The sequence below is a fragment of the Paenibacillus selenitireducens genome, assembly GCF_002021565.1.
Classification (GTDB): domain Bacteria; phylum Bacillota; class Bacilli; order Paenibacillales; family Paenibacillaceae; genus Paenibacillus_K; species Paenibacillus_K selenitireducens.
The window spans coordinates 172530-191897 of sequence record NZ_MSZX01000006.1; the positions used below are offsets into that span (position 1 = coordinate 172530).

Genomic DNA, 19368 nt, shown 5'->3' on the forward strand with positions numbered 1-19368 from the left:
GCGTCACTCCTCTCCGAATCTATTAAGATAATCAAGCTTGTCCTGCAAACCTGTTTTTTTAGACTTACTTTCATTGCTCCCTAAAGCTCCGGAAGGAGTCTCGGACGCTTCCATGCGGTTTAACAGCTCATCCCAACACGAGAAAATAATTGTCTTGCAATAAGAGAAATTCCGAATTGTATCCGTCGGTCTCCTTCGTGTTAATTTGTGTCGTGCAAAGGAAAGGTCTATGCCAAAGTGTACGAACTCCAACGGAATGGGTTCATTCGCAATCTCTTGAATATGGGGGAGGTCTGCGTTATTAAACATCAACCGCGCCTTGCGTTGGTTAAAATAGTTTTCAATCGCAAGCTCCCGTTCTTGGATTATCGGTTTATCAAGAACTATTTGGCCTGTGGAGACGGAACCCACAGCGGACGACAGAACCCCGGTTCTTGAACTCAACTCTTTAGCGTCATTATCTTCTAGACCCTGAATCCATCTATCAATCAATATCTTTATAATATCTTTATTAGATCGGACATTTTTGTCCGGGTCATCGGACATTTCTGTCTGATCACTACCGGGCAAATCTGTCTCTTCTACAAGTGATCGGACATTTTTGTCTGATCGCTCATGATGAAATTTCTTGGAATTTCTCACTGTTAAAATAAGCCCATGCGGTGCGCGGGTGACTCTTACGTACCCTTGATTCTCTAAGGTCGCAATCCATCGGCTTATCGTTTTCTCATTCACATCGAATATTTTTGCAAGTTCTGGAAGCAGCATAGGTTTATTTCCGAGTACAATGCCCCACATCTCTCCGTCTCTTTCGACCTCTTTAGTAGTGGAGCTGATGCACCAGAGAAATAACCATAAAGCTGTCCCTATTTGTTTGTAATGTCTAGGCTCCAACAATCCTGAATACGTCGGAAAAGGGTAACTGCTGGGCATATTACTCATCCCCTAAGCTTGTTTCTATCATCTCGCAAGTAAATATGCGGGTGTTTTGCTCGAACCACTGTCCACCCCGGATAACCAAGCGCGAAGAATGCTTTAACCTCACGCTTGAATGCTTCCGGATTCGTGTTCTGTAGATTCCATATCCGTTCGCTAACCCCACTCTTTAAAAGCGGCGTATCTTGAATGATCTTGTCCACCGGGTTCACCTACCGATCAGCGACATAGACTGCCTTGCCTGTAAGTTCCATGATCTCTCGTTTGAACAGCTCGGCATCACTATTAGAGTCGCTTAGGTGTAGCAGCCATATCTGTTCTACATCCCGTAGATCATTCGCCTGCAGAAACTCCTTAACGTGATCTAACCCAAAGTGTGAACGTAATAGCCGGCTCTTTAACACGCTTGGGATTCTCCCGGCAGCTATATTCTCGTTCAGAATCCGTATGCTGTAATTACATTCGACCATGATATGAGTCAGCCCGGTAAATCGGTAACGAACGTAATAGGTATCTGTCACAAACAGAAGTTTTTCCCCTGATTGATTCGCCAGGAGAAAACCCAGCGGCTCTGCAGCGTCGTGCTCGATCTCAAAAGGGAGAATGGTCCATGTTCCAATCTTGAACTCTCCCCTCGCCTTTATGACATTCACACGATGCCCAGAAAGCCCCACAACGTCTGCTGTACCTTTACTGGTGTAAATGTCTATCCCAGCTTTCAAAACGTCTCTAGCTGCCTTGCTGTGGTCTCCATGATCATGTGTAATCAAACACCCTGCAATCTCTGACATACGAAACTCTAGTTCTCGTTGAATATCTTTATAGCGAAGCCCTGCTTCTAGCAGTAAAGCAGTACGCCCATCGCTTATGCGATAGGCGTTTCCTGCACTGCTGGAACCAAGAGGCTTAATATCAATCACCAGGACTCCGGTCCACCTGCAGGTTGACCAGTACCCTCGCTCTCGAAGTTTGTTTCTGGTGGTTCAGACTCAGAACTTGGTTGCCCAGGAGTAATATCGATAAATTCTCCGTTCGCATTGGCTCTGATCTCACGATTCACCTCTGCTTCAGCAAAATCATTCTCCATTTGTTTCAAGCGCAGATAATCGTCATCAATCTTCTGACTGTCGATAGTTACATCACCATGAGCTGCACGATAGATTGTTTTCCAACACATCTTATCGAACCATCCTTCAACCTCTTCAGAGCCAACTACTTTACCGTTTTCCCATTTATCTTTTTTTCCGCCCCAGAATTCAGTACCCGCTTTTTCTGGTTTTCGCTTTTCGATATCCTTAAGTGTCATCATGACAATCTTGTTTTTCTCTGGTGTATTTAAATAAGAATGATAGTAGAAACCGCCAATGATTGATCCTCGATCAAATGCGTTCACGATATCAAATTCATAGCTTTCGACCTTGTTATGCAAATCTTTCTTGATCGCTTTAAATTTATCGTTTGCATAAACAAGCTCAACAACAACGAGATCAGGAACATCTAAGCCGTATTTCACTGCTTTTAACTCCATGCCCCGATAGCCCTCAATAAAACCAATATCATATTTTCCAGTCGTGTTGTTCTTGAATGGAATAAGATTGATATGATTAGGCTGCGCAGGATCGAAGCCGATCTTCGCATAGGCAACAACATCTAATGCAAGCTTGTCCATGTTTACATTTGCCCAAGTTACTGGAGTCTTGTCGCGATTCTTCTCTGCCTTCTTCAAGCGTTTTTCATCGGTGGTTCTCAACACAGAATCAAGAGAGATGAAATAATTCTGTACTAATCGTTTTTGGAAATTGGTTAAAGCAACATCGCTTCCTACGTTGGAATTGAATTGCTTCATAACCATGCTCGTGAATCTCTCTGAAGGAGCTATTTCCTTCTTCTCGATAGCTGTTTTCTGGTTTTCTTCTGTCAATTAAATCGCCTCCTCATGCTGTTTTCCCTTCGTTTCAACACGAAGTTGCTTGTTTTTATCCTTCCAAACATCACTTGCCTTTTCGTAACTACCATGCAGTTTAATTAGTTCTTCCTTTGTCTCGGCAGGCAAGCTATCAAATGTCGGAGGAACTATCAATCTAATTACCTGAGCATCCGTATCAATCAATTTCGTTACTGCCTCAGCGTTATCAATGAAGATTGGTGCAGAGAAGCCGTAATGCTTGGATAATGTATTTATGATGTCGATGCCGGCGTTCATTTCAGCAGCACGATTTAAGCCACTACCGTAAGGAACCCCATTGGACAATGTGTCACAACACTCTTCCAGTCCACCATTGATCTGCTCCTTGAAGAGTCGGAAGCGAACGAACCGAAACTTAGAATTAATCTTGGTTTCGAGCATCGCGACCTTAGTTCGAGTGAACTCTTCCATGAGATACTGCTCTTGTTCCAGGCGTTCAAATTCCGCCGCGAGCTCTCTTTCCTGTTGCTCGAGCTCAGAAATGCGCTTATCAGCGGCTTTTGAAGTATCAAATCTCGCTTTACTTGCTTCGAGATCAGCACAGTCAATTCGTAGCTTGCTGATTGATTCGCGTATAGCCAAGACCGTAGTCTGCGATGAAGATTGAAGCTGTCCTATCTCTTGCTGTATTCCTACCGCTTTTTGCTGTAATGATTTATACTCCGGATTAGCGGAAGGATCCTGAATACCTGAACGTAATTCATTTAGCTCAGATTCGGATGAAGATACAGACTGTTGTAACCCTTCATGGGTCTCATTCTGCTGTTCCAACTCAACACTGATCTGAGCATTAGCTTGTTCAAGCTGTCGTATATCTTCGGATGCAGCCTTACCTTTTGCACTGATTTCAGTAAGTCGCTCGGACTTACGAAGATTGAAATCCGCTACTGCCTTATCGTGAGCTGCTTTTATTTGTTCAGCCGGCAGTGACTGTCCACAAGTCGGGCAATTGCTATCGTGATGATCTTCGAATTCAATGCTATTAACTGAAGTCCAATCAGCTTTATATCTATCAGCCTCTTGCTTCCTAGCTTTGATCGTCCGCTCGTTCTGCTGCACACGGTGTTGCTTGTCTTCGATCGAACGTCTTAATTGATCAATTTCACGATGCAACTGATCAACCGCAGCCCTCTTAGCCGAAACCTTTTCGAGAGTAACAGTCTGCAGCTTGTTCTTAATCTCGATCTGTTTTGTTTCAATCTCACGAAGTCCCTTTTCTTTGACGGAGATTTCAGCACCATTCTGAATGCGGCTGATCTCATCTTCCTTGTTCCGGATCTGTGCACGAATTGTCTGAATATCTTCTTCGAGAAGCTCTTCATCGAGTTCGGAAACATCTGGCACACTGCGTCGGGCCTCGTCGATACGGACTGGGATTTTAACCAGTTCCTTATTAATCTCAGAACGACGAGCAGCGATAACCTTTTTATGATTCTCGATCGAACGATCACCCAAAATATCTGCCAGCTTTACAAGGGCTTTATTACCGTGAATAACCTCGGCGTCGGTGATTTCACCACAAACTTCAAGCAGCAGCTTGCGTCGTTGTTCCATTTTCAATTGCTCATTGAAAAAAGATGGACTGGTCAGAAGTTTGAATAAGTCCTCTTTAATGACGCTGTCGACCTCGGCCTTGTACTCACCTGCTTTCACTGGAACGCCATCGATATAATAATCAGTCGTATTCCCGCTGAAGACAGAAAGAGCGGATCCGCGCTTCTTCGTCCACTTTTCCGAGAAGACACGGCGTAAATCTCTACGCTGGCCATCGATTATAAAGAACCCTTCAACCCCATGTTCCAACCCCTGCTGCTCGACTTTGCCTTCAGCATCCAGGCCCTTTATTTCGAAATCCGCCTTGTTGCTGCTATCCTTGCCGAACAGGAGCCATATGAAAGCATCAAATATGGTCGTTTTACCTGTACCGTTGTCACCGTAGGCATCTGTATTCACACCCCTGGTATCGAACGTAAATTCTCCGAACCCTTTAAAATTACGAAGCGTCAACCGCTCCAAGATGATTTTCTTCAAGCTATTCCCTCCCGTTCCGGGGGCCGATGTTCTCCCGATACTGACGGATTGCCGACTCAATCTCGGCGAGATGTTCATCGTCACAGCTTAGCTCTACGATCCCCGACTGGCTGTTGATGATTAGTGTTGCCGGTGTAAGTGTAAGCCTCGGCAACAACTTCACACTCAGGCGTTCACCTGAAACGTCTAAGGACATCGTTACGCTCATGCCGATACCCCCTATTGTGTTTTATGCCCCCATCAGTTAAGATGAGGGCAATTTCATTTTTCAAAGCTTCAGACTAATGACCCGGTGCAACGGGTCATTTTTCGTTTGTCCGGACAGTTATGAGATAAATCAGTTTATCTACATGGTTCTCAGTCCTTTCATATGTATTACAACAGTGGCCCGGGACTCGAACCCGGCATCGGTTTGCAGTATCCGTTTGCCCATTCATCAAAACGGTCTTAATTAATGGGGCTCTTCCTATCGGAGCAGATACGGGCTTTCACCGTGCTTCACCGAAAAGCAGTCATTGGATTTACAACTCGTTCTGCACGAGCAACTTTAACGCCGGGATTTCCACCCTACTTCTAGACCACAAGCGTTTGTATTCCTGCCCCTGCCACCTTGGGTGATATAGCATCACCGCGAGAGCTGCCATTTTCCCAACCCATTTACCCACCCGACCGGACCAACTGTACTATGTATCCTCGAATCGGCGCAGGCAGTTACGTGGCTAATGGCAAACCAACCGTTGTTTTGATCCTTTTGTGGAGGGAGTCAACTACGGCGAAGAATGTAACCCTCGCGCTAATGCTATATCGATGTGTCAGACACATCTCTCCGCCTACGAACCGGGGGTGGGGGGAGTAGATTATTGATCTACTGGTTCGCAAGCGGAGAGAAAAATCTGAAATTGTCAAAGAGCAACTGCGGCTTACCGCGACGCCTCTCGGCGTTTCGGCCCGTAGCCATCGGGCCATCATCAGGCGGTTATTCATTTAACATACTTGCCGGCACGAGCTTAGGAGCTTGTCCCTTAATTTGATCAGTGCAGCCTTTGCAGATCAGCTTCCCATACGGTCCCGGCTCTACGTTCTCAACAGCTCCACATAAGACACAACCAGGTGCATACTTCTGCAGAATAACGCGATTACCATCTATAAAGATTTCAAGCGGATCTCTTTCGCTAATGCCTAGAGTTCTACGTAGTTCTTTCGGTATTACCACACGTCCAAGATCATCAATTTGTCTTACCATTCCAGTAGCTTTCATATAATTAACCCTCCGTAATGTTGTATTTGATTTCGATTTCATGCATTTGCTTGATAAGTCTGACACGCTCTGATTGATTAGGTTCATCCAAATAACGACCGTATAAATCCATATACATATCTAAATCTTGTTCTAATTCAGGTGGCATATCGCTCCCCCTTGTATTCCTTGATCATCGCGGGTTATAATGACCGTACAATTATTTCATAAGCAGCATTGAAGCAATCGTCTGGCAGGACGGTTGCTTTTTTTATGTAGCTCCAAGGCGATTCAACTGCTTTTCCAACCATTCCGGATATGGTGTATCTCTTACCCATGGTTGGTTATGCTTCACATAATCGCTGTGGTAAAACTTCGCAAGCCTTTCAATCAGTGAGACCTTTTCTTCTTCTGGCATTAGTGAGCCCACCTCCTCTCCTACCGAGTCCCTTATTTCACCCGATGAAGGATATATTCGCATTCACCGAACTCATTAGTGGATTCTTGAGCCACTTTCCACATACCCGTGGAAAGCAGCTCATTCGTTTCGTTCATATTCGCCTTGCGGATCTCTTTTACTTTGCTAATGTGATAGTTCATGGGTTTACTCCTTTCATGTTCTTTACAGCAGCTTCTCTTGCTCTTTAATCCAATTCAATAAACAATCTTTTCGAATTCTTCTGGTATTTCCATTTTTAAAGCTTGGTAATTCACCTGAATTGCACCATGCATACACTGTATTTCTTGACACGTTCAAGTACTCTGAAACCTGGATTACAGTTAACATCTCAGGAAGTATACCGTAAGTAGTTTCTTTCATAAGAAGATTCCTTTCATTGTGGATTCATATTTTTCTCTTTTTCCGAAAGGGTTTTTAGTTCGTAATAAATATCACGAAGAAGGATTTCCTTTTTTTCTTTTTTCTCCTTATCGGTCACATCCCTCTCCTCCTTTCGCTAAAAGTCGCCTAACTGTTGACTTATTCTGCAAAAAAAATGGTCCAATCTACTCCCAATTCAGAAGCAATACATTTAGCTAATTCAACAGAGGGTTTCCTTTTTTTATTTTCGATCGCGTTGTAATATTGCCGTGATATTCTGGTTCTTTTTGCAACTTCATCTTGAGATAATCCAAGTTCTTTACGTTTGGTTTCTGCATGCGATGTCATAAATACACCCCTTTCGTCAAATCTTGTCGCCTGTACGTTGACCTTAATATACATCAACATATAGGCGATGTCAACGAGATGTTTCCACAATTTTAGTCGTTTTTGTCAACTTATTGTTTACATTCTTGGTTTTTCGTATATACTATTACTTATAAGGAGGTTGTTACTATGTACGGAGATAAGCTTAAAGAACTTCGAAAGATTGAAGGGTGGACTCAAGAAGAAGTTGCAAAGAAACTTGGAGTAAGCAAGCAAACATATTCCCACTATGAGAATGAAAAACGACGGCCTAGTCTTGAAATGGTCAGGGAATTAGCCACTGTTTACCAAGTAAACATAGATGATATTTTTGCTGAAGAAAAAATTAGTGATGTTATTGCTTTACCGGTTGTAGGTCGAGTTTCTTGTGGAAACGGTATTATTGCTTACGAAAGTATTGAAGGATACGAACAGACACCAAAAGAATGGGCAACTGGTGGTGAGCATTTTTATCTTCGCGCTAAAGGGGATAGCATGATTGGAGCTCGTATACATGAAGGAGACTTGCTATTGATCCGAAAGCAACCCGAGGTAGAAAATGGAGAGATAGCTGCCGTACTTATTGGAGAGGAAGCAGTATTAAAGAGGGTTTATAGAAACGGAGATCAATTAGTTCTTCAATCAGAAAATCCAAATTATCAACCTATGTTTGTGCCACCCGCCGAAGCTAAAATCATTGGTAAATTAAAGATGGCGACGATCAAATTTTAAGGAGGGCTTAGATATGCTTGGTTCATTTCGGAAAAGGGGATGCACCTGCAAAAAAAAACGATGTACATGTGGTGCAAAATGGCACTTTCGTTATGATGTTATTGACTTAAAAACAGGTAAGAGGAAACAAAAAGAAACTCGTGGTTTTGAGACAAAAGCTGAGGCTGAAGCTGAATCAAAAAAAATACTAGCAGATCTTCAACAAGGTACTTTTTTTGAAGAGAAGAATATAACTTTTGAAGATTTTGCAAATCAGTGGATTGAGATATACGAAAACTCCGGAAAAGTTAAAACAAGCACAGTAGATATTCGAAAGGCCAAATTAAAACATCTTTTATATTTCTTTGGCAAGATTAAATTAAAAGACATAACTAAACTCATGTATCAGGATATGCTTCTTGACCTTCAAAAAAAATACGCCCGTAAAACAATCGCCAGTGTACATGAAACTGGAAGTTTATTATTTAAAAAAGCAGTAGAACTTGAAATAATTTCAAGAGACATAACTGAACATGCTGAAATGCCTTATGTAAGGAAAACTGTAGCTGAATTAGAAGAAGAACAGCCAGTCCCCAAATACTTAGAAAAGGAAGAGTTATCACAATTCCTTAAAGCAGCAAGAAATTCAGAATATCCCCTTGATTATCCTATTTTCCTTTGTTTATCCTACACTGGCATGAGAGTAGGAGAATTGTGCTCACTAAAATGGCGAGATATTAATTACATTGATCAAACAATCAGTATTACTAAAACTATCTATAACAAAAAGAATAATACGAGAGAATATCTTGTACACACACCAAAAACAAAAAGTTCAATCAGAGTTATCGATGTTGACGAACTTGTACTTAAAACTCTTGAAGACCACCGAGTAAGACAGAATTTGCTTCGGATGGAAAAGAGAAATACTTACTTTGATGAAGGATATGTATTTGCTAATGAGAATGCGTTCCCAGGATACCCACTTGTTCCAGCCGATCTGATTAAAAGAATGAATAGAATCTTAAAACTTGCTAAAATTAATCACAAATTATCCCCTCATTCTCTCCGACACACACATACCTCTTTATTGGCTGAAGCTGATGTCTCTTTAGAAACGATAATGAATCGATTAGGGCACCATGATGATAAAGTAACAAGAACAGTTTACTTACATGTAACAAAACCAAGAAAAAAAGAAGCCTCTCAGAAGTTTGCAAAACTAATGAGTGGCATATAATCTGTGTATAGTGTGGGCAAAATGTGGGATAGAATTAATAATACATCAAAAAAACCCTTATAAATAAGGGTTTTTTTATATTTTCGAGAGAGGTGCTACCTCATCCGTTTTGTATAATTTTCTAAATTATAGCATAGTTACCTATTCTCTAGCAACACTTATCTTATTTGCTCTGCGGCTTCAAATACTTATCCAAAAACTTGATCATCGTGTTATAGAAATCGATCGAGTTCTCTTCGTTGGCGAAGCCATGCCCTTCATTATCCTTGACCATATACTCCACTTGGACGCCGCGTTTTTTAAGAGCTTCGACAATTTGGTCGGATTCTGCTTTGTTAACCCGCGGATCATTCGCCCCTTGAGCCACGAATAATGGTGTTACGATCTTGTCGACGTGGAACACCGGCGAAACTTGCTTCAGCATTTCTTTGTCCTTTTCGACATCGCCGACGCGTTCATTAAACAGATTTCTCATGGTCTCCCAATATGGTGGGATCGTCCCCAAGAATGTGAACATATTCGATACGCCTACATAATCAACGGCAGCAGCATACAATTCCGGCGTTTTCGTAATGCCCGTCAAGGTTGCGTATCCACCAAACGATCCACCATAAATACCAACACGTTTTGGATCAGCAATCCCCTGCTTAATCGCCCACTTCACACCGTCAGTAATATCATCTTGGATTTTCAATCCCCATTGTTTATCTCCTGCATCCATAAAGGCCTTTCCATACCCCGTTGATGCACGGAAATTCATTTGAAGTACGGCATACCCGTGGTTTGCCAGCAGTTGCACTTCCGGGTTGAAGCCCCACATATCGCGTGCCCACGGCCCGCCATGCGGATTCACGATCATCGGCAGATTTTGAGGCTTTTTATTTTTCGGTAATGTCAAATAGCCGTGAATCGTTAATCCGTCTCTACTCTTGTAAGAGATTGGATACATATCGGCCATCTGATCTGGGTTAAGCCACGGGCTTAAATTACCTAAGGATGTTAACTCACCGGATACGCTATCATAAAAATAATACATCCCGTAAGTCTTGTCATTCGAAACGCTAATAATCAGCTTCGTCATATCCTCGTTATAATCGTTCAGCCCGATCTCACTTTCACTGACGCCAAGCTTCTGCTGCAGCTTGCGGTACAAAGCCTCGAATTTATCATCGAAAAACTCCAAATGCGCTTTATCTGTCACATAGACGGCTGCCAGCATTTTATCTTGATTCTTGTCGTAGTACGCCCCAGTTACGTCAACTTCCGGATGCTGATACAGAACTTCTTCCTCACCCTTTAAGTTCAACTTGACGAGCGCCGTCTTGTCCCGACCGTTATTGGAAACGGCATAGATCGATTTACCGTCTGCCGAGAAACCCAGCGGATTCATCGCATCCCCGTCCTTTAACGTAACAAGCGGTTTAAACGCCTCTTCCTCCGTATCGCGGTACAACAATGTACTTTCGACACCATCACTTTCGGAAGCAAGCCGGATTTTACCTTGGCGATCCGCTACCCATGCCATAATGTTCCCGGGGTTTTTGGCGATCAGCTTCGTTTCCCCTGTCTTTACGTTCAATTTATATACATCGAAAATGGCAGCATCTTCTTTATTCATCGAAATCAAAATTTCGTCTTTCACACCCGATAAACCGCTCACGAGTTGAACACTAACCTTATCGTAAGGCGTCAAATCCACTTCCTTATTGCCGTTAAAAGCGGACGAATATACATGGAAATTCTCGTCTCCGCCCTTATCTTTGCGATACAGGATGTTATCGCCTTTCCAGAAGAAACCAGCGATATCGCGATCTTTCGAGCTTGTCACGCGAATAGGCTCGCTTTTCTCACCGATTTTCTCTACAAAAACATTGGAACGGTTCTCCCAAGTACCCGTATAAGAAAGATACTTGCCGTCAGGAGAAAGCTCATACCCAAAGCTGCCTGGACTCCGCATGAAGTCTTCCACGGAAATTTGTGGCACACCACTCTCGTCCATCGCTGACAACATTTTATTACTGTAGTTCTGAAGTACAACAGCCGCTTGAGCTACTGTCATAGGCTGATCTTCGTGCAAGCTTCCATCTGCATCCCCTTGAATGAGCCCAAGTGCCTTAGCGCTTGCTGCATATTCGGCCAAGCTTGTTTCGGCTTGCTCCTTACCGAGCGCTCGCACTATGATGCGAGCCATCTCGCCGCGTTTGATCGGAGCGTCAACGGAAGTGAATTCGCCTTCCTTCATCCAACCCTTCTCAGAAGCGACCTTCATCGAGTCAATACCATGTTGATATGTAAGCGACAATACCGCATAGCGGATAAAGTCTTTGACAGAAACCTCTTGGTTTTGCTTTACGCCTTTTTCTACAATCCCTTTCGTAACGAGCGATTGCATGCCAACTTGATACCATGGTGCTGCTTTTTTCGCGTCATCCTGTGCCATGACAGACACGGGAACAGATACGGCCATAATAGCCGCGATCGTTGCGGAGACTAACCTTTTTCTTACTTTCATACTTATGCTTCCCCTCTCTGCTGGGAACCGAGAAGACCCTCAATCGATCATTTTCCCGATTCCATTCCTCATCATCGTGTGCCTTCCCCAACATGAAATAACTTACGGATCCTATAAAAAACAAGATATACAGCTGCACACATCATACTGTATATATCATTATATACAGTATACAAAGCTTGATTTCAAATGTCAAGATTATACAATCATTATTTGGCATAACTTCTCATTTGCCCGATAAAAATAAGTTTCCTGTTCTTCTCCAATTCATATATAATGACGACATAATCATTGAAGGAGTGACCCCATGTCTAAGCATGAATTTGATATGTTATCCGATTCCACCGAAGCAACGACCACACGATTTGTTACCTTCATCGGTGAGAGCTACAAACGGTTTGACCTGGCCATTATGACGACTAATCGTTTTTACGGCAAAAAACTAATTACGGACCTTCAGAGCGGTATATCCGCCATTGTTGGGGAAGAAGATATCGAAGAAGAAGGATACTTGGAATACACCTTTAAGTTATCGGAAGAAGAAGCTGGAGAGCTTCGCAATTTCTTGTCACTTGTGGTGGGGCCTACGGTTTTTACCGACTAAAACGTCAAAAAGGATACCTCATTTCCTGAGGTATCCTTTCTTGTGTGGATCAACTATTTGATTTGGTTGCCGAATATCAGAGCATTACTGAGCTTGCGACCTGGTGCTGTAAGCATTTTACCATTCGCATATAACCCGGAAGAAGCACCGCCATCTAAGTTCATCGCTTGCTGGGCCCCAAGCTTTTCCATGATCGCTGCCCAATCTTTGATCGTAGCATTTCCAACCGTAGCAAGCATGACCGAACCGTCTTTCATGATCGCGATGCCGCTGCGCGCGCCGCCATTCGTTAAGATTTTCGCTGACGTGAATCCCTCTGCTGCTGGATTTACCGCCACTTTGCCGTCTTTAACGAGCCGAGGACCTGCGCCTACTGCGGTAACGACATCGTTCCAAGGAATTGTTTTTCCGTTCAGATCCTTATAATGGACTTCATAATTTACCCGATCCCCGACCTTAAACCGGCTTGCTTGTCCTGCATCGGTCCCGTTAAATACGAGTACATATCCTTTTGCCGGAATCTCCACATTTGTATTCTGCGTGACTTGCGTGACGACGCCTTGATTCACAACAATCATATGACCATAGTTAAATCCGATCGTCTTCCCACGCTGTGGCGTATAGAGAATAGCTCCGTTCTTGCCTTTGACAGGCGTTCGATTGACAAAATACACATACCAACTGCTCGAACGTCCTTTATCCTCATCATAAACACTGCCTGTCACTGAGACGCGCAAGGTGTCCATCCGTGCCTGTCCATCTTTCGTAAAGCCAATGGATGTACCCGTGTTCCCAATATGCGCAAGCTGGCCGTTTGCAATAATCGTTCCGTATGGCTCGGGAATGCCGCCATAAGCCTCAAAGTACGTGGCATTCATTGCATAACTTGCATTCCATTGCTTCGCAATATCTTGGAGGTTCGCCGTCTCGCCAACTTTCCGATTCGCCAGCCCTACGCCGACACCGATATTCTTCGGTATTGCAACCGTCTGAACAGCGTACGTTTTGGATCCTACTTTCACATTCTTGACCGCAACCTTCGGCTGAGATGCCGTCGTCTTGGTGCTTGTCGCGGAGCTCGTTGTCACTTCACTGTGCTCTCCCGACGCGGACGCGATCGATGCTCCTGACAGACTCATTACAATGGCTAAGATGAGTAATAAATTTAGGTTTTTCTTCCCCATTTGTTCTGATTACACCCCGATCACTGAATTTAAGCTCTGGATCTCCAGTTCTGCAAATTTGCGTTCAATTTCGATTCGATCTAAGGTGATTACGCAATGATCCATATCGCAGACGATCGGTACATCACAACGAATCCGCGCTAAATCGCGGGATAGATGCAACATATCGAGATCTGCTTCGATTTTGGTACGAACGGATTTCGTTAATTCATGGAGATTCTCAAGAATCCCCTCAACGGATTGGTACTGTTGAACCAGCTTATACGCGGTCTTCTCCCCAATGCCTCGAACCCCGGGATAATTATCGCTCGGGTCGCCCATTAACCCTTTTACATCAATGACTTGCAGCGGTGTTAATTGACGTTCTTCCATCAAGGTCATCGGATTGTACACCATATAATTGCCATGACCCTTCTTCATGATAATGACGCTGACACGCTCATCCACCAATTGCAGCATATCATGGTCACCCGTCAAAATATAAATGTCCATGTCTGCTCCATACTGCTTCGCAATGGTACCGATACAATCATCCGCTTCATAGCCCGCTTCACCGATATTCGGAATGCCGAAGCTTGTCATGACATCCTTAATCAACGAGAATTGCGGAATCAAATCCTCTGGTGCCTCGGCGCGGTTTGCTTTATAGTCGGAGAATTGCTCTGTCCGAAATGTTTTGCTCCCCATATCCCAACAGCAAGCAATATGAGTCGGTTCAAATTTCGATACGGCATCCCAGAAATAACGGATAAATCCGTAAATGGCATTCGTCGGAATCCCTGTACTCGTCTTGCGGATATATCCGCCATACGCCGTCGCATAATACGCGCGGAACAGTAAAGCCATCCCGTCCACAAGGAGTAATTTGGGCTGATGTTGTTCAACCATGTGATCTCTCCTATCTATTCATCATATTTCAATTTCATTAGTATAACATAAGCCTGTGCAACCTCACACCATTTCGTACTAGTGTACTACTGGTAATCCTCCTAATCTCATTTTATTAAAATAATAGCCCATCTTCGGTCTGATTAACCGTAGACAGGCTGTTTATCCTCACCAGTTTTCTGTATATAACTCTTCTTTGAATCCAACCGTCACACGCTGCCCATCCGTAACAATCGGGCGTTTAATTAACCGGCCATTGGAAGCAAGAAGCTCGATTTGCTCTTCAGCTGACAAGGTAGGAAGTTTGTCTTTTAGCTTCAATTCTTTATAAACATCCCCTGAAGTATTCCAGAACTTCTTCAATTCTAGCCCGCTGTGATGAATGAGTTCCTTCAGCTCGTCTACCGTCGGCGCCTCCTCGAACAGGTTCTGCAACTCTAGCTCATGGCCTTTCGCTTCCAACCATTTGACGGCATTTCGGCACGTCCCACATTTGGGGTAATGATATACTTTTAAGTTCGACATGATTGTTAACTCCTTTAAAAGCGGCAATCTCAGTGTTTATTCTAACAGGGATGCCTGTAATTTCATGAGGTCTTGCGGCAAATCCGCAGTGAACTCCATCCATTGCTTCGTAATCGGATGGGTAAGTCCCAGCTTCCACGCGTGCAGCGCATGACGTTCGATGCGGGTATCTAAGGCATTCTCTTGTTCATGGGTATACATTTTGTCCCCAATCAAGGAACAGCCGATATGCTGCATGTGTACGCGAATTTGATGCGTTCTTCCCGTCTCTAGCTTTAGCTGCACTAACGAGGCGATACCCTCTTGGTAGCTTTCAACCACTTCATAATGTGTTATAGATTCATAACCTGAAGGCGTTACAATCCGTAAATGCGGATTCTCAGGGTCACGGTCAATAGGTCCTTCAACGGTTCCTTTTATGGGTTGAGGCACACCATGCACAAAAGCGAGATACTGCTTGTCGACTTCCCCTGCAATCATCTGCTCTGAAATATGCTGGTGAATATAAGGATTCTTCGCAATACAGAGGACACCGGAAGTCTCTTGATCCAAGCGATGTACAGGACGGAAGCGATAATTCCAGCCCTTTTCCTGCCAATAATGCACGATACCGTTCGCAAGTGTATTCATATAATGGCCATGTGTCGGATGCACAATGATCCCCGCATTTTTCATCACCACTAACAGATGCTCATCTTCATAAATAATCTGAAAGTCGATCGGTTGTGGAAAAATATCATCAGATCGTTCCTGCTCCATTCGGATCTGAATACAATCCCCCGCCTGAACTTTCACGCTGATATAGCGCCGCTCCCCATTCACCGTAATCCCTTGCTCGGTTAATTTCAGGCGTGACATCAGCTTGCGCGATACTTGCATCCGGTTGGAGAGGATCGTCTTTAAATAGAATCCATCCTCCGCTTGCGGCACGATGTAAGTGATAGGCTCATAGTATTGCATCGATGTCATCATGGCTCGTTCCGGAACACCTCAGCACTGCGGATGTATTCCACATCAGCAACCCCGCCGCGAACATTCGCTGTACGCGCTAATACGAAGAAAAGATCTGACAGCCGGTTCAAATAACTGCGTACTTCCGAATTTATCGGCGTTGTTCCTGCTAACGTAACCACGAGTCGCTCAGCACGACGGCATACCGTTCTGCAAATGTGCAATGAACTAGCCGCTGATGTACCTCCAGGCAGAATGAAGCGAGTAACTTTCGGATTCTCCGCATCATACTGATCGATCCATTTCTCAAGTTGCTCAATCAACGCCGCTTGAACTTTGAATGTCTTGCCATCTGGGTTCGCAAACGCAAGATCTGATCCGCAATCAAATAACTCATGTTGAATCTGTAGAAGGGCTTCACGAATATCGGAATAACGTTCACCCTTCAGATCGCTAATGGCTTGGCCCACAAAACAATTCAACTCATCAATCGTACCATACGTCTCTACCTGTATATGATCCTTCGGTACACGCCCGCCAATAACGGATGTTGTTCCTTGATCACCTGAACGCGTATAAATTTTCATATTAGTTCCCTCCCAATCGTACCTGTCTGCTGGTTAATTCCACGGCTACACCCGAAGTGAGAAGAAAAAGTTGACTGCACTTCGCTGTCAATCGTGCATTGACGATCGGAAGCCAGTGGTGAAAAAGTATTTTATGTATATCGACTTCATCCCAATAGCCATTCATCTCATTCGTAATAACAAGTATCGTCCCCTGATAGGCTGTAATGGATTCAATTAATGTATCCGCCCGCTCTGCCATAAGTCGATGCATCCTGTCATCATCCTGCTCTCGCTGCGCGATCAGCTTTGCTTCGTGATATAACCAAACGGCGATGTTATCCACCACGAGAACACGACTATTCGTCACAAAAGGATTCGAGTTCACATTAATCGTATCAATAATTTCAGGAAGAATAGGGTGTGTCTCGATGATTTTCCATGGGTATACAGATTCAGCGATCTGTTCGGCATCTTTATCCGGCCAACGTGAGACGAGCCAAATGCCCGCATGATCGAATTTCTCGGCTAACTTGAGCGCGAACGCCGTCTTCCCGCTACCGGATCCACCGGTAATCATCATCAACAAGCAGACCCCTCCTTCCTGCATTTTTGTTACATATGAGTTCACGTCGCCTACTCGGCCATCATTTGCAAGACTTTCATCGACAGCTCTTTATTCGGCGCATTGGACGGAATAATCGCGTACAGCTTGTCCGTTTTATACCCGATAGTCTGGAACATCTTCATCTCATTAATCGGTAATGCATACAAATGCTGCTCTTTTTTCTCCTGATCCTTGCCATCTGCACCCTTCACGCTTACTGTGCCTTCAACAAAGCCCTTCTTGTACTTTTCTTGGTCAAAAGTGCCTTCGAGCGGCGTACAACCTTCACTATTTGCAAAATTCAACATGTCTTGTTCCTGAATAACCATGATGCCGTTCTGGCTCACCGCGAGTTCAGCGATCAATTTCTGAATATTGTACATGGCGCTGGAATTGACCTGCAGGGTTTTCTCCTCTCCAAGCTTTGCCTGGAGCTGAGCCTGAACTTGCTCGGTCACCTCGGTCGGGATCACTTCATTGGCTGCCGGCATCATAAATATCGTCATATCTGGGTTTTTCCCGCAGCCTGTCAACATTACCAATCCTAATAATAACGCAGCGATAACTCCAAATCTCTTCATGTTCATAGATCCCCTCTGCTCGTAAATACATCTTATATCACACTATATCATAAAGATGGAAGACAAAAAAAGAAGACCCACGCAGGTCTTCTTGCATATTACGCTTTTCTAGGATTGATTTTCATATATTCATTGATTTTGACATCCAGCATACTGCTTATTAAGATGACATTATCCGACGTAAATGATTGTTCAAGTAACACGATTTCTTCCATCTTCAAACGCAAAAATTGAATCTCATCCTCCAGAGCAACCGCTGGCGAAAATGAATTACCCGCTTTGCTACGCAAATCATATTCAACAGAATACAACACGATCCCTCCCCGGAGTCCAAAATCAATTCCATTTCACTCATAATATCTAAGATCTTACATTAAAAGTAAAACTCATGTTGTATTATATCAAAAATAGCCTATTATTGGTATAAAAAAATTAACTATTTTTTAAGTTTCTCGATAAAGTTACCAATTCTGTCAATTGCCTCATTCAATTGTGCCACTGAAGTTGCATAAGAGCAACGAATGAAACCCTCGCCACCAAGTCCAAAAACATCGCCAGGCACTGCGGCTACCTTATGTTCCATTAATAGACGTGTCGCAAACTCTTGAGAATTAAGACCCGTGGATTGAATGGATGGGAAGGCATAGAACGCTCCTTGGGGCTCATGGCATTCCAGTCCGATCTCACGGAATCGCTTCACAACAAGGCGTCTGCGTTGATTATAGGACTCGACCATCCGATCTTTCTCGTCCATGCCGTTCGTTAACGCTTCAAGTGCAGCGACTTGCCCCATCGTTGGCGCACACATCACTGTATATTGGTGAATCTTGAGCATCGCGGAAATGATCTCTGGATGCCCACAGGCATATCCCATTCTCCATCCCGTCATAGCAAAGGCTTTGGAAAATCCGCTAACGAGAATCGTACGATCTCTCATTCCTGGCAGAGAAGCAAAACTCACATGCTTTTGATCATAGGTTAATTCTGCATAAATCTCATCGGAGATAACAATAAGATCATTCTCTTCGACGATCTTTGCAATCGGCAACCAGTCCTCATAGGTCATAATACCGCCCGTTGGATTGCTTGGGTAACATAGAACCAGCACCTTGGACCGCGGTGAAAGCTTAGCTTTCAAAGATTCCGCCGTTAATTTGAAATCGTTCTTGGCAAACGTCTCAATTCCAACAGGTACGCCTCCGCTAATGGATGTGATTGGAGAATACGTAATGTAACAAGGTTCAGGAATCAAGATTTCGTCCCCTGGTGAAATCAACGCACGAAGCGCTAAATCAATCGCTTCACTACCGCCAATCGTCACCAAAATTTCATCTGCGGGGTTGTAGGTTACATGAAACTCATCATGCAAATATTGTCCAATGGCTTCACGAAGTTCCGGGATACCTGCATTGGAGGTATACTTGGTCTTTCCGCGTTCTAAGGAATACACACATGCTTCACGTACATGCCATGGCGTACAGAAATCCGGCTCACCGACACCTAGTGTAATAATATCTTTGCTGCCAGCCGCCAAATCAAAAAACTTCCGAATGCCTGATGGCGGAATCGCACGCACAGCAGGAGCTAAATACGATGACATCGATTTGTTTTTTTCTTCATTTTTTATGATCATGGCTTCTCTT

The 19368-nt window shown here is 43.8% G+C and carries 25 protein-coding genes; 3 read left to right on the forward strand and 22 right to left on the reverse strand.

Annotation, left to right across the window (positions count from 1 at the left end):
* Positions 1-3: 3 nt before the first annotated feature.
* The 12 genes from BVG16_RS16500 to BVG16_RS16540 all read right to left on the reverse strand — a co-directional run bounded on the left by BVG16_RS16500 (position 4) and on the right by BVG16_RS16540 (position 7338).
* Positions 4-933: a hypothetical protein gene (locus BVG16_RS16500; protein ID WP_078499781.1), complete on the reverse strand. Its 930-nt coding sequence runs from the start codon at positions 931-933 to the stop codon at positions 4-6.
* A gap of 5 nt (positions 934-938) precedes the next feature.
* Entirely contained in the window at positions 939-1139 is a 201-nt protein-coding gene (locus BVG16_RS16505; protein WP_233147061.1) for a hypothetical protein, read from the reverse strand.
* Positions 1140-1148: 9 nt separating this feature from the next.
* Positions 1149-1856: an MBL fold metallo-hydrolase gene (locus BVG16_RS16510; protein WP_078499782.1), complete on the reverse strand. Its 708-nt coding sequence runs from the start codon at positions 1854-1856 to the stop codon at positions 1149-1151.
* Positions 1853-2857: a recombinase RecT gene (locus BVG16_RS16515; RefSeq protein WP_078499783.1), complete on the reverse strand. Its 1005-nt coding sequence runs from the start codon at positions 2855-2857 to the stop codon at positions 1853-1855. Before BVG16_RS16515 ends, BVG16_RS16510 begins: the two co-directional genes overlap by 4 nt.
* The gene (locus BVG16_RS16520; protein WP_078499784.1) at positions 2858-4933 is read right to left on the reverse strand and encodes an ATP-binding protein; all 2076 of its coding nucleotides are present in this window, start codon (positions 4931-4933) and stop codon (positions 2858-2860) included. It lies immediately after the preceding gene.
* A 1-nt stretch (position 4934) separates the two neighbouring features.
* On the reverse strand, positions 4935-5096 hold the full coding sequence (locus tag BVG16_RS32860) for a hypothetical protein (protein ID WP_158081712.1): 162 nt from the start codon (positions 5094-5096) through the stop codon (positions 4935-4937).
* Positions 5097-5909: 813 nt separating this feature from the next.
* Entirely contained in the window at positions 5910-6191 is a 282-nt protein-coding gene (locus BVG16_RS16530) for an AbrB/MazE/SpoVT family DNA-binding domain-containing protein (protein WP_078499786.1), read from the reverse strand.
* 4 nt (positions 6192-6195) lie between these two features.
* On the reverse strand, positions 6196-6339 hold the full coding sequence (locus BVG16_RS32865) for a hypothetical protein (protein ID WP_158081713.1): 144 nt from the start codon (positions 6337-6339) through the stop codon (positions 6196-6198).
* Between the two features lie 102 nt (positions 6340-6441).
* Positions 6442-6588 carry a hypothetical protein gene (locus tag BVG16_RS32870; RefSeq protein WP_158081714.1) on the reverse strand — a complete coding sequence of 49 codons (147 nt, stop codon included), beginning with the start codon at positions 6586-6588 and terminating at the stop codon, positions 6442-6444.
* Between the two features lie 32 nt (positions 6589-6620).
* A complete protein-coding gene (locus tag BVG16_RS32875; protein WP_158081715.1) occupies positions 6621-6770 on the reverse strand; it encodes a hypothetical protein in 150 nt (49 codons plus the stop codon).
* Positions 6771-6792: 22 nt separating this feature from the next.
* Positions 6793-6990 (reverse strand): helix-turn-helix domain-containing protein, encoded by a 198-nt coding sequence (locus tag BVG16_RS16535; RefSeq protein WP_078499787.1) that lies wholly within the window; start codon positions 6988-6990, stop codon positions 6793-6795.
* A 159-nt stretch (positions 6991-7149) separates the two neighbouring features.
* Positions 7150-7338, reverse strand: coding sequence for a helix-turn-helix transcriptional regulator (locus tag BVG16_RS16540; RefSeq protein ID WP_078499788.1), 189 nt, complete (start codon positions 7336-7338; stop codon positions 7150-7152).
* 168 nt (positions 7339-7506) lie between these two features.
* On the opposite strand from BVG16_RS16540, the gene BVG16_RS16545 reads away from it, so the two are divergent.
* The gene (locus tag BVG16_RS16545) at positions 7507-8088 is read left to right on the forward strand and encodes a LexA family protein (RefSeq protein ID WP_078499789.1); all 582 of its coding nucleotides are present in this window, start codon (positions 7507-7509) and stop codon (positions 8086-8088) included.
* A gap of 13 nt (positions 8089-8101) precedes the next feature.
* Positions 8102-9307 carry a site-specific integrase gene (locus BVG16_RS16550; RefSeq protein WP_078499790.1) on the forward strand — a complete coding sequence of 402 codons (1206 nt, stop codon included), beginning with the start codon at positions 8102-8104 and terminating at the stop codon, positions 9305-9307.
* A gap of 163 nt (positions 9308-9470) precedes the next feature.
* On the opposite strand, the gene BVG16_RS16555 is transcribed toward BVG16_RS16550, so the two are convergent.
* Complete coding sequence (locus BVG16_RS16555) at positions 9471-11819, reverse strand: S9 family peptidase (RefSeq protein ID WP_078499791.1); 2349 nt, start codon at positions 11817-11819, stop codon at positions 9471-9473.
* Positions 11820-12126: 307 nt separating this feature from the next.
* On the opposite strand from BVG16_RS16555, the gene BVG16_RS16560 reads away from it, so the two are divergent.
* Positions 12127-12423 (forward strand): DUF3055 domain-containing protein, encoded by a 297-nt coding sequence (locus tag BVG16_RS16560; protein WP_078499792.1) that lies wholly within the window; start codon positions 12127-12129, stop codon positions 12421-12423.
* Positions 12424-12476: 53 nt separating this feature from the next.
* Here BVG16_RS16560 and BVG16_RS16565 read toward each other — a convergent pair whose 3' ends face one another.
* The 9 genes from BVG16_RS16565 to BVG16_RS16605 all read right to left on the reverse strand — a co-directional run bounded on the left by BVG16_RS16565 (position 12477) and on the right by BVG16_RS16605 (position 19358).
* On the reverse strand, positions 12477-13607 hold the full coding sequence (locus BVG16_RS16565) for a phosphodiester glycosidase family protein (RefSeq protein WP_078499793.1): 1131 nt from the start codon (positions 13605-13607) through the stop codon (positions 12477-12479).
* 9 nt (positions 13608-13616) lie between these two features.
* A complete protein-coding gene (locus BVG16_RS16570; protein WP_078499794.1) occupies positions 13617-14495 on the reverse strand; it encodes a 5'-3' exonuclease in 879 nt (292 codons plus the stop codon).
* Between the two features lie 168 nt (positions 14496-14663).
* The gene (locus tag BVG16_RS16575; RefSeq protein WP_078499795.1) at positions 14664-15020 is read right to left on the reverse strand and encodes an arsenate reductase family protein; all 357 of its coding nucleotides are present in this window, start codon (positions 15018-15020) and stop codon (positions 14664-14666) included.
* A gap of 36 nt (positions 15021-15056) precedes the next feature.
* Positions 15057-15992 carry an RluA family pseudouridine synthase gene (locus BVG16_RS16580; protein ID WP_233147062.1) on the reverse strand — a complete coding sequence of 312 codons (936 nt, stop codon included), beginning with the start codon at positions 15990-15992 and terminating at the stop codon, positions 15057-15059.
* Entirely contained in the window at positions 15989-16558 is a 570-nt protein-coding gene (locus BVG16_RS16585; RefSeq protein WP_078499796.1) for a cob(I)yrinic acid a,c-diamide adenosyltransferase, read from the reverse strand. The genes BVG16_RS16580 and BVG16_RS16585 overlap by 4 nt, the downstream gene beginning before the upstream one ends.
* 1 nt (position 16559) lies before the next feature.
* Positions 16560-17120, reverse strand: coding sequence for a bifunctional adenosylcobinamide kinase/adenosylcobinamide-phosphate guanylyltransferase (locus tag BVG16_RS16590; RefSeq protein ID WP_233147077.1), 561 nt, complete (start codon positions 17118-17120; stop codon positions 16560-16562).
* A gap of 53 nt (positions 17121-17173) precedes the next feature.
* Positions 17174-17725 carry a hypothetical protein gene (locus tag BVG16_RS16595; protein WP_078499798.1) on the reverse strand — a complete coding sequence of 184 codons (552 nt, stop codon included), beginning with the start codon at positions 17723-17725 and terminating at the stop codon, positions 17174-17176.
* A gap of 98 nt (positions 17726-17823) precedes the next feature.
* On the reverse strand, positions 17824-18036 hold the full coding sequence (locus BVG16_RS32480) for an aspartyl-phosphate phosphatase Spo0E family protein (protein ID WP_233147063.1): 213 nt from the start codon (positions 18034-18036) through the stop codon (positions 17824-17826).
* A gap of 125 nt (positions 18037-18161) precedes the next feature.
* Positions 18162-19358, reverse strand: a complete 1197-nt coding sequence (locus tag BVG16_RS16605) for an aminotransferase class I/II-fold pyridoxal phosphate-dependent enzyme (RefSeq protein ID WP_198957491.1) — start codon at positions 19356-19358, stop codon at positions 18162-18164.
* Positions 19359-19368: the final 10 nt, after the last annotated feature.

What these genes read in the sequence shown, in the direction of transcription:
- BVG16_RS16500 (WP_078499781.1), bottom strand. Translation starts at nt 933, where the DNA reads ATGCCCAGCAGTTACCCTTTTCCGACGTATTCAGGATTGTTGGAGCCT.
- BVG16_RS16530 (WP_078499786.1), bottom strand. Translation starts at nt 6,191, where the DNA reads ATGAAAGCTACTGGAATGGTAAGACAAATTGATGATCTTGGACGTGTG.
- BVG16_RS32865 (WP_158081713.1), bottom strand. Translation starts at nt 6,339, where the DNA reads ATGCCACCTGAATTAGAACAAGATTTAGATATGTATATGGATTTATAC.
- BVG16_RS32870 (WP_158081714.1), bottom strand. Translation starts at nt 6,588, where the DNA reads ATGCCAGAAGAAGAAAAGGTCTCACTGATTGAAAGGCTTGCGAAGTTT.
- BVG16_RS32875 (WP_158081715.1), bottom strand. Translation starts at nt 6,770, where the DNA reads ATGAACTATCACATTAGCAAAGTAAAAGAGATCCGCAAGGCGAATATG.
- BVG16_RS16535 (WP_078499787.1), bottom strand. Translation starts at nt 6,990, where the DNA reads ATGAAAGAAACTACTTACGGTATACTTCCTGAGATGTTAACTGTAATC.
- BVG16_RS16540 (WP_078499788.1), bottom strand. Translation starts at nt 7,338, where the DNA reads ATGACATCGCATGCAGAAACCAAACGTAAAGAACTTGGATTATCTCAA.
- BVG16_RS16545 (WP_078499789.1), top strand. Translation starts at nt 7,507, where the DNA reads ATGTACGGAGATAAGCTTAAAGAACTTCGAAAGATTGAAGGGTGGACT.
- BVG16_RS16550 (WP_078499790.1), top strand. Translation starts at nt 8,102, where the DNA reads ATGCTTGGTTCATTTCGGAAAAGGGGATGCACCTGCAAAAAAAAACGA.
- BVG16_RS16555 (WP_078499791.1), bottom strand. Translation starts at nt 11,819, where the DNA reads ATGAAAGTAAGAAAAAGGTTAGTCTCCGCAACGATCGCGGCTATTATG.
- BVG16_RS16560 (WP_078499792.1), top strand. Translation starts at nt 12,127, where the DNA reads ATGTCTAAGCATGAATTTGATATGTTATCCGATTCCACCGAAGCAACG.
- BVG16_RS16565 (WP_078499793.1), bottom strand. Translation starts at nt 13,607, where the DNA reads ATGGGGAAGAAAAACCTAAATTTATTACTCATCTTAGCCATTGTAATG.
- BVG16_RS16570 (WP_078499794.1), bottom strand. Translation starts at nt 14,495, where the DNA reads ATGGTTGAACAACATCAGCCCAAATTACTCCTTGTGGACGGGATGGCT.
- BVG16_RS16575 (WP_078499795.1), bottom strand. Translation starts at nt 15,020, where the DNA reads ATGTCGAACTTAAAAGTATATCATTACCCCAAATGTGGGACGTGCCGA.
- BVG16_RS16580 (WP_233147062.1), bottom strand. Translation starts at nt 15,992, where the DNA reads ATGATGACATCGATGCAATACTATGAGCCTATCACTTACATCGTGCCG.
- BVG16_RS16585 (WP_078499796.1), bottom strand. Translation starts at nt 16,558, where the DNA reads ATGAAAATTTATACGCGTTCAGGTGATCAAGGAACAACATCCGTTATT.
- BVG16_RS16590 (WP_233147077.1), bottom strand. Translation starts at nt 17,120, where the DNA reads ATGATGATTACCGGTGGATCCGGTAGCGGGAAGACGGCGTTCGCGCTC.
- BVG16_RS16595 (WP_078499798.1), bottom strand. Translation starts at nt 17,725, where the DNA reads ATGAAGAGATTTGGAGTTATCGCTGCGTTATTATTAGGATTGGTAATG.
- BVG16_RS16605 (WP_198957491.1), bottom strand. Translation starts at nt 19,358, where the DNA reads ATGATCATAAAAAATGAAGAAAAAAACAAATCGATGTCATCGTATTTA.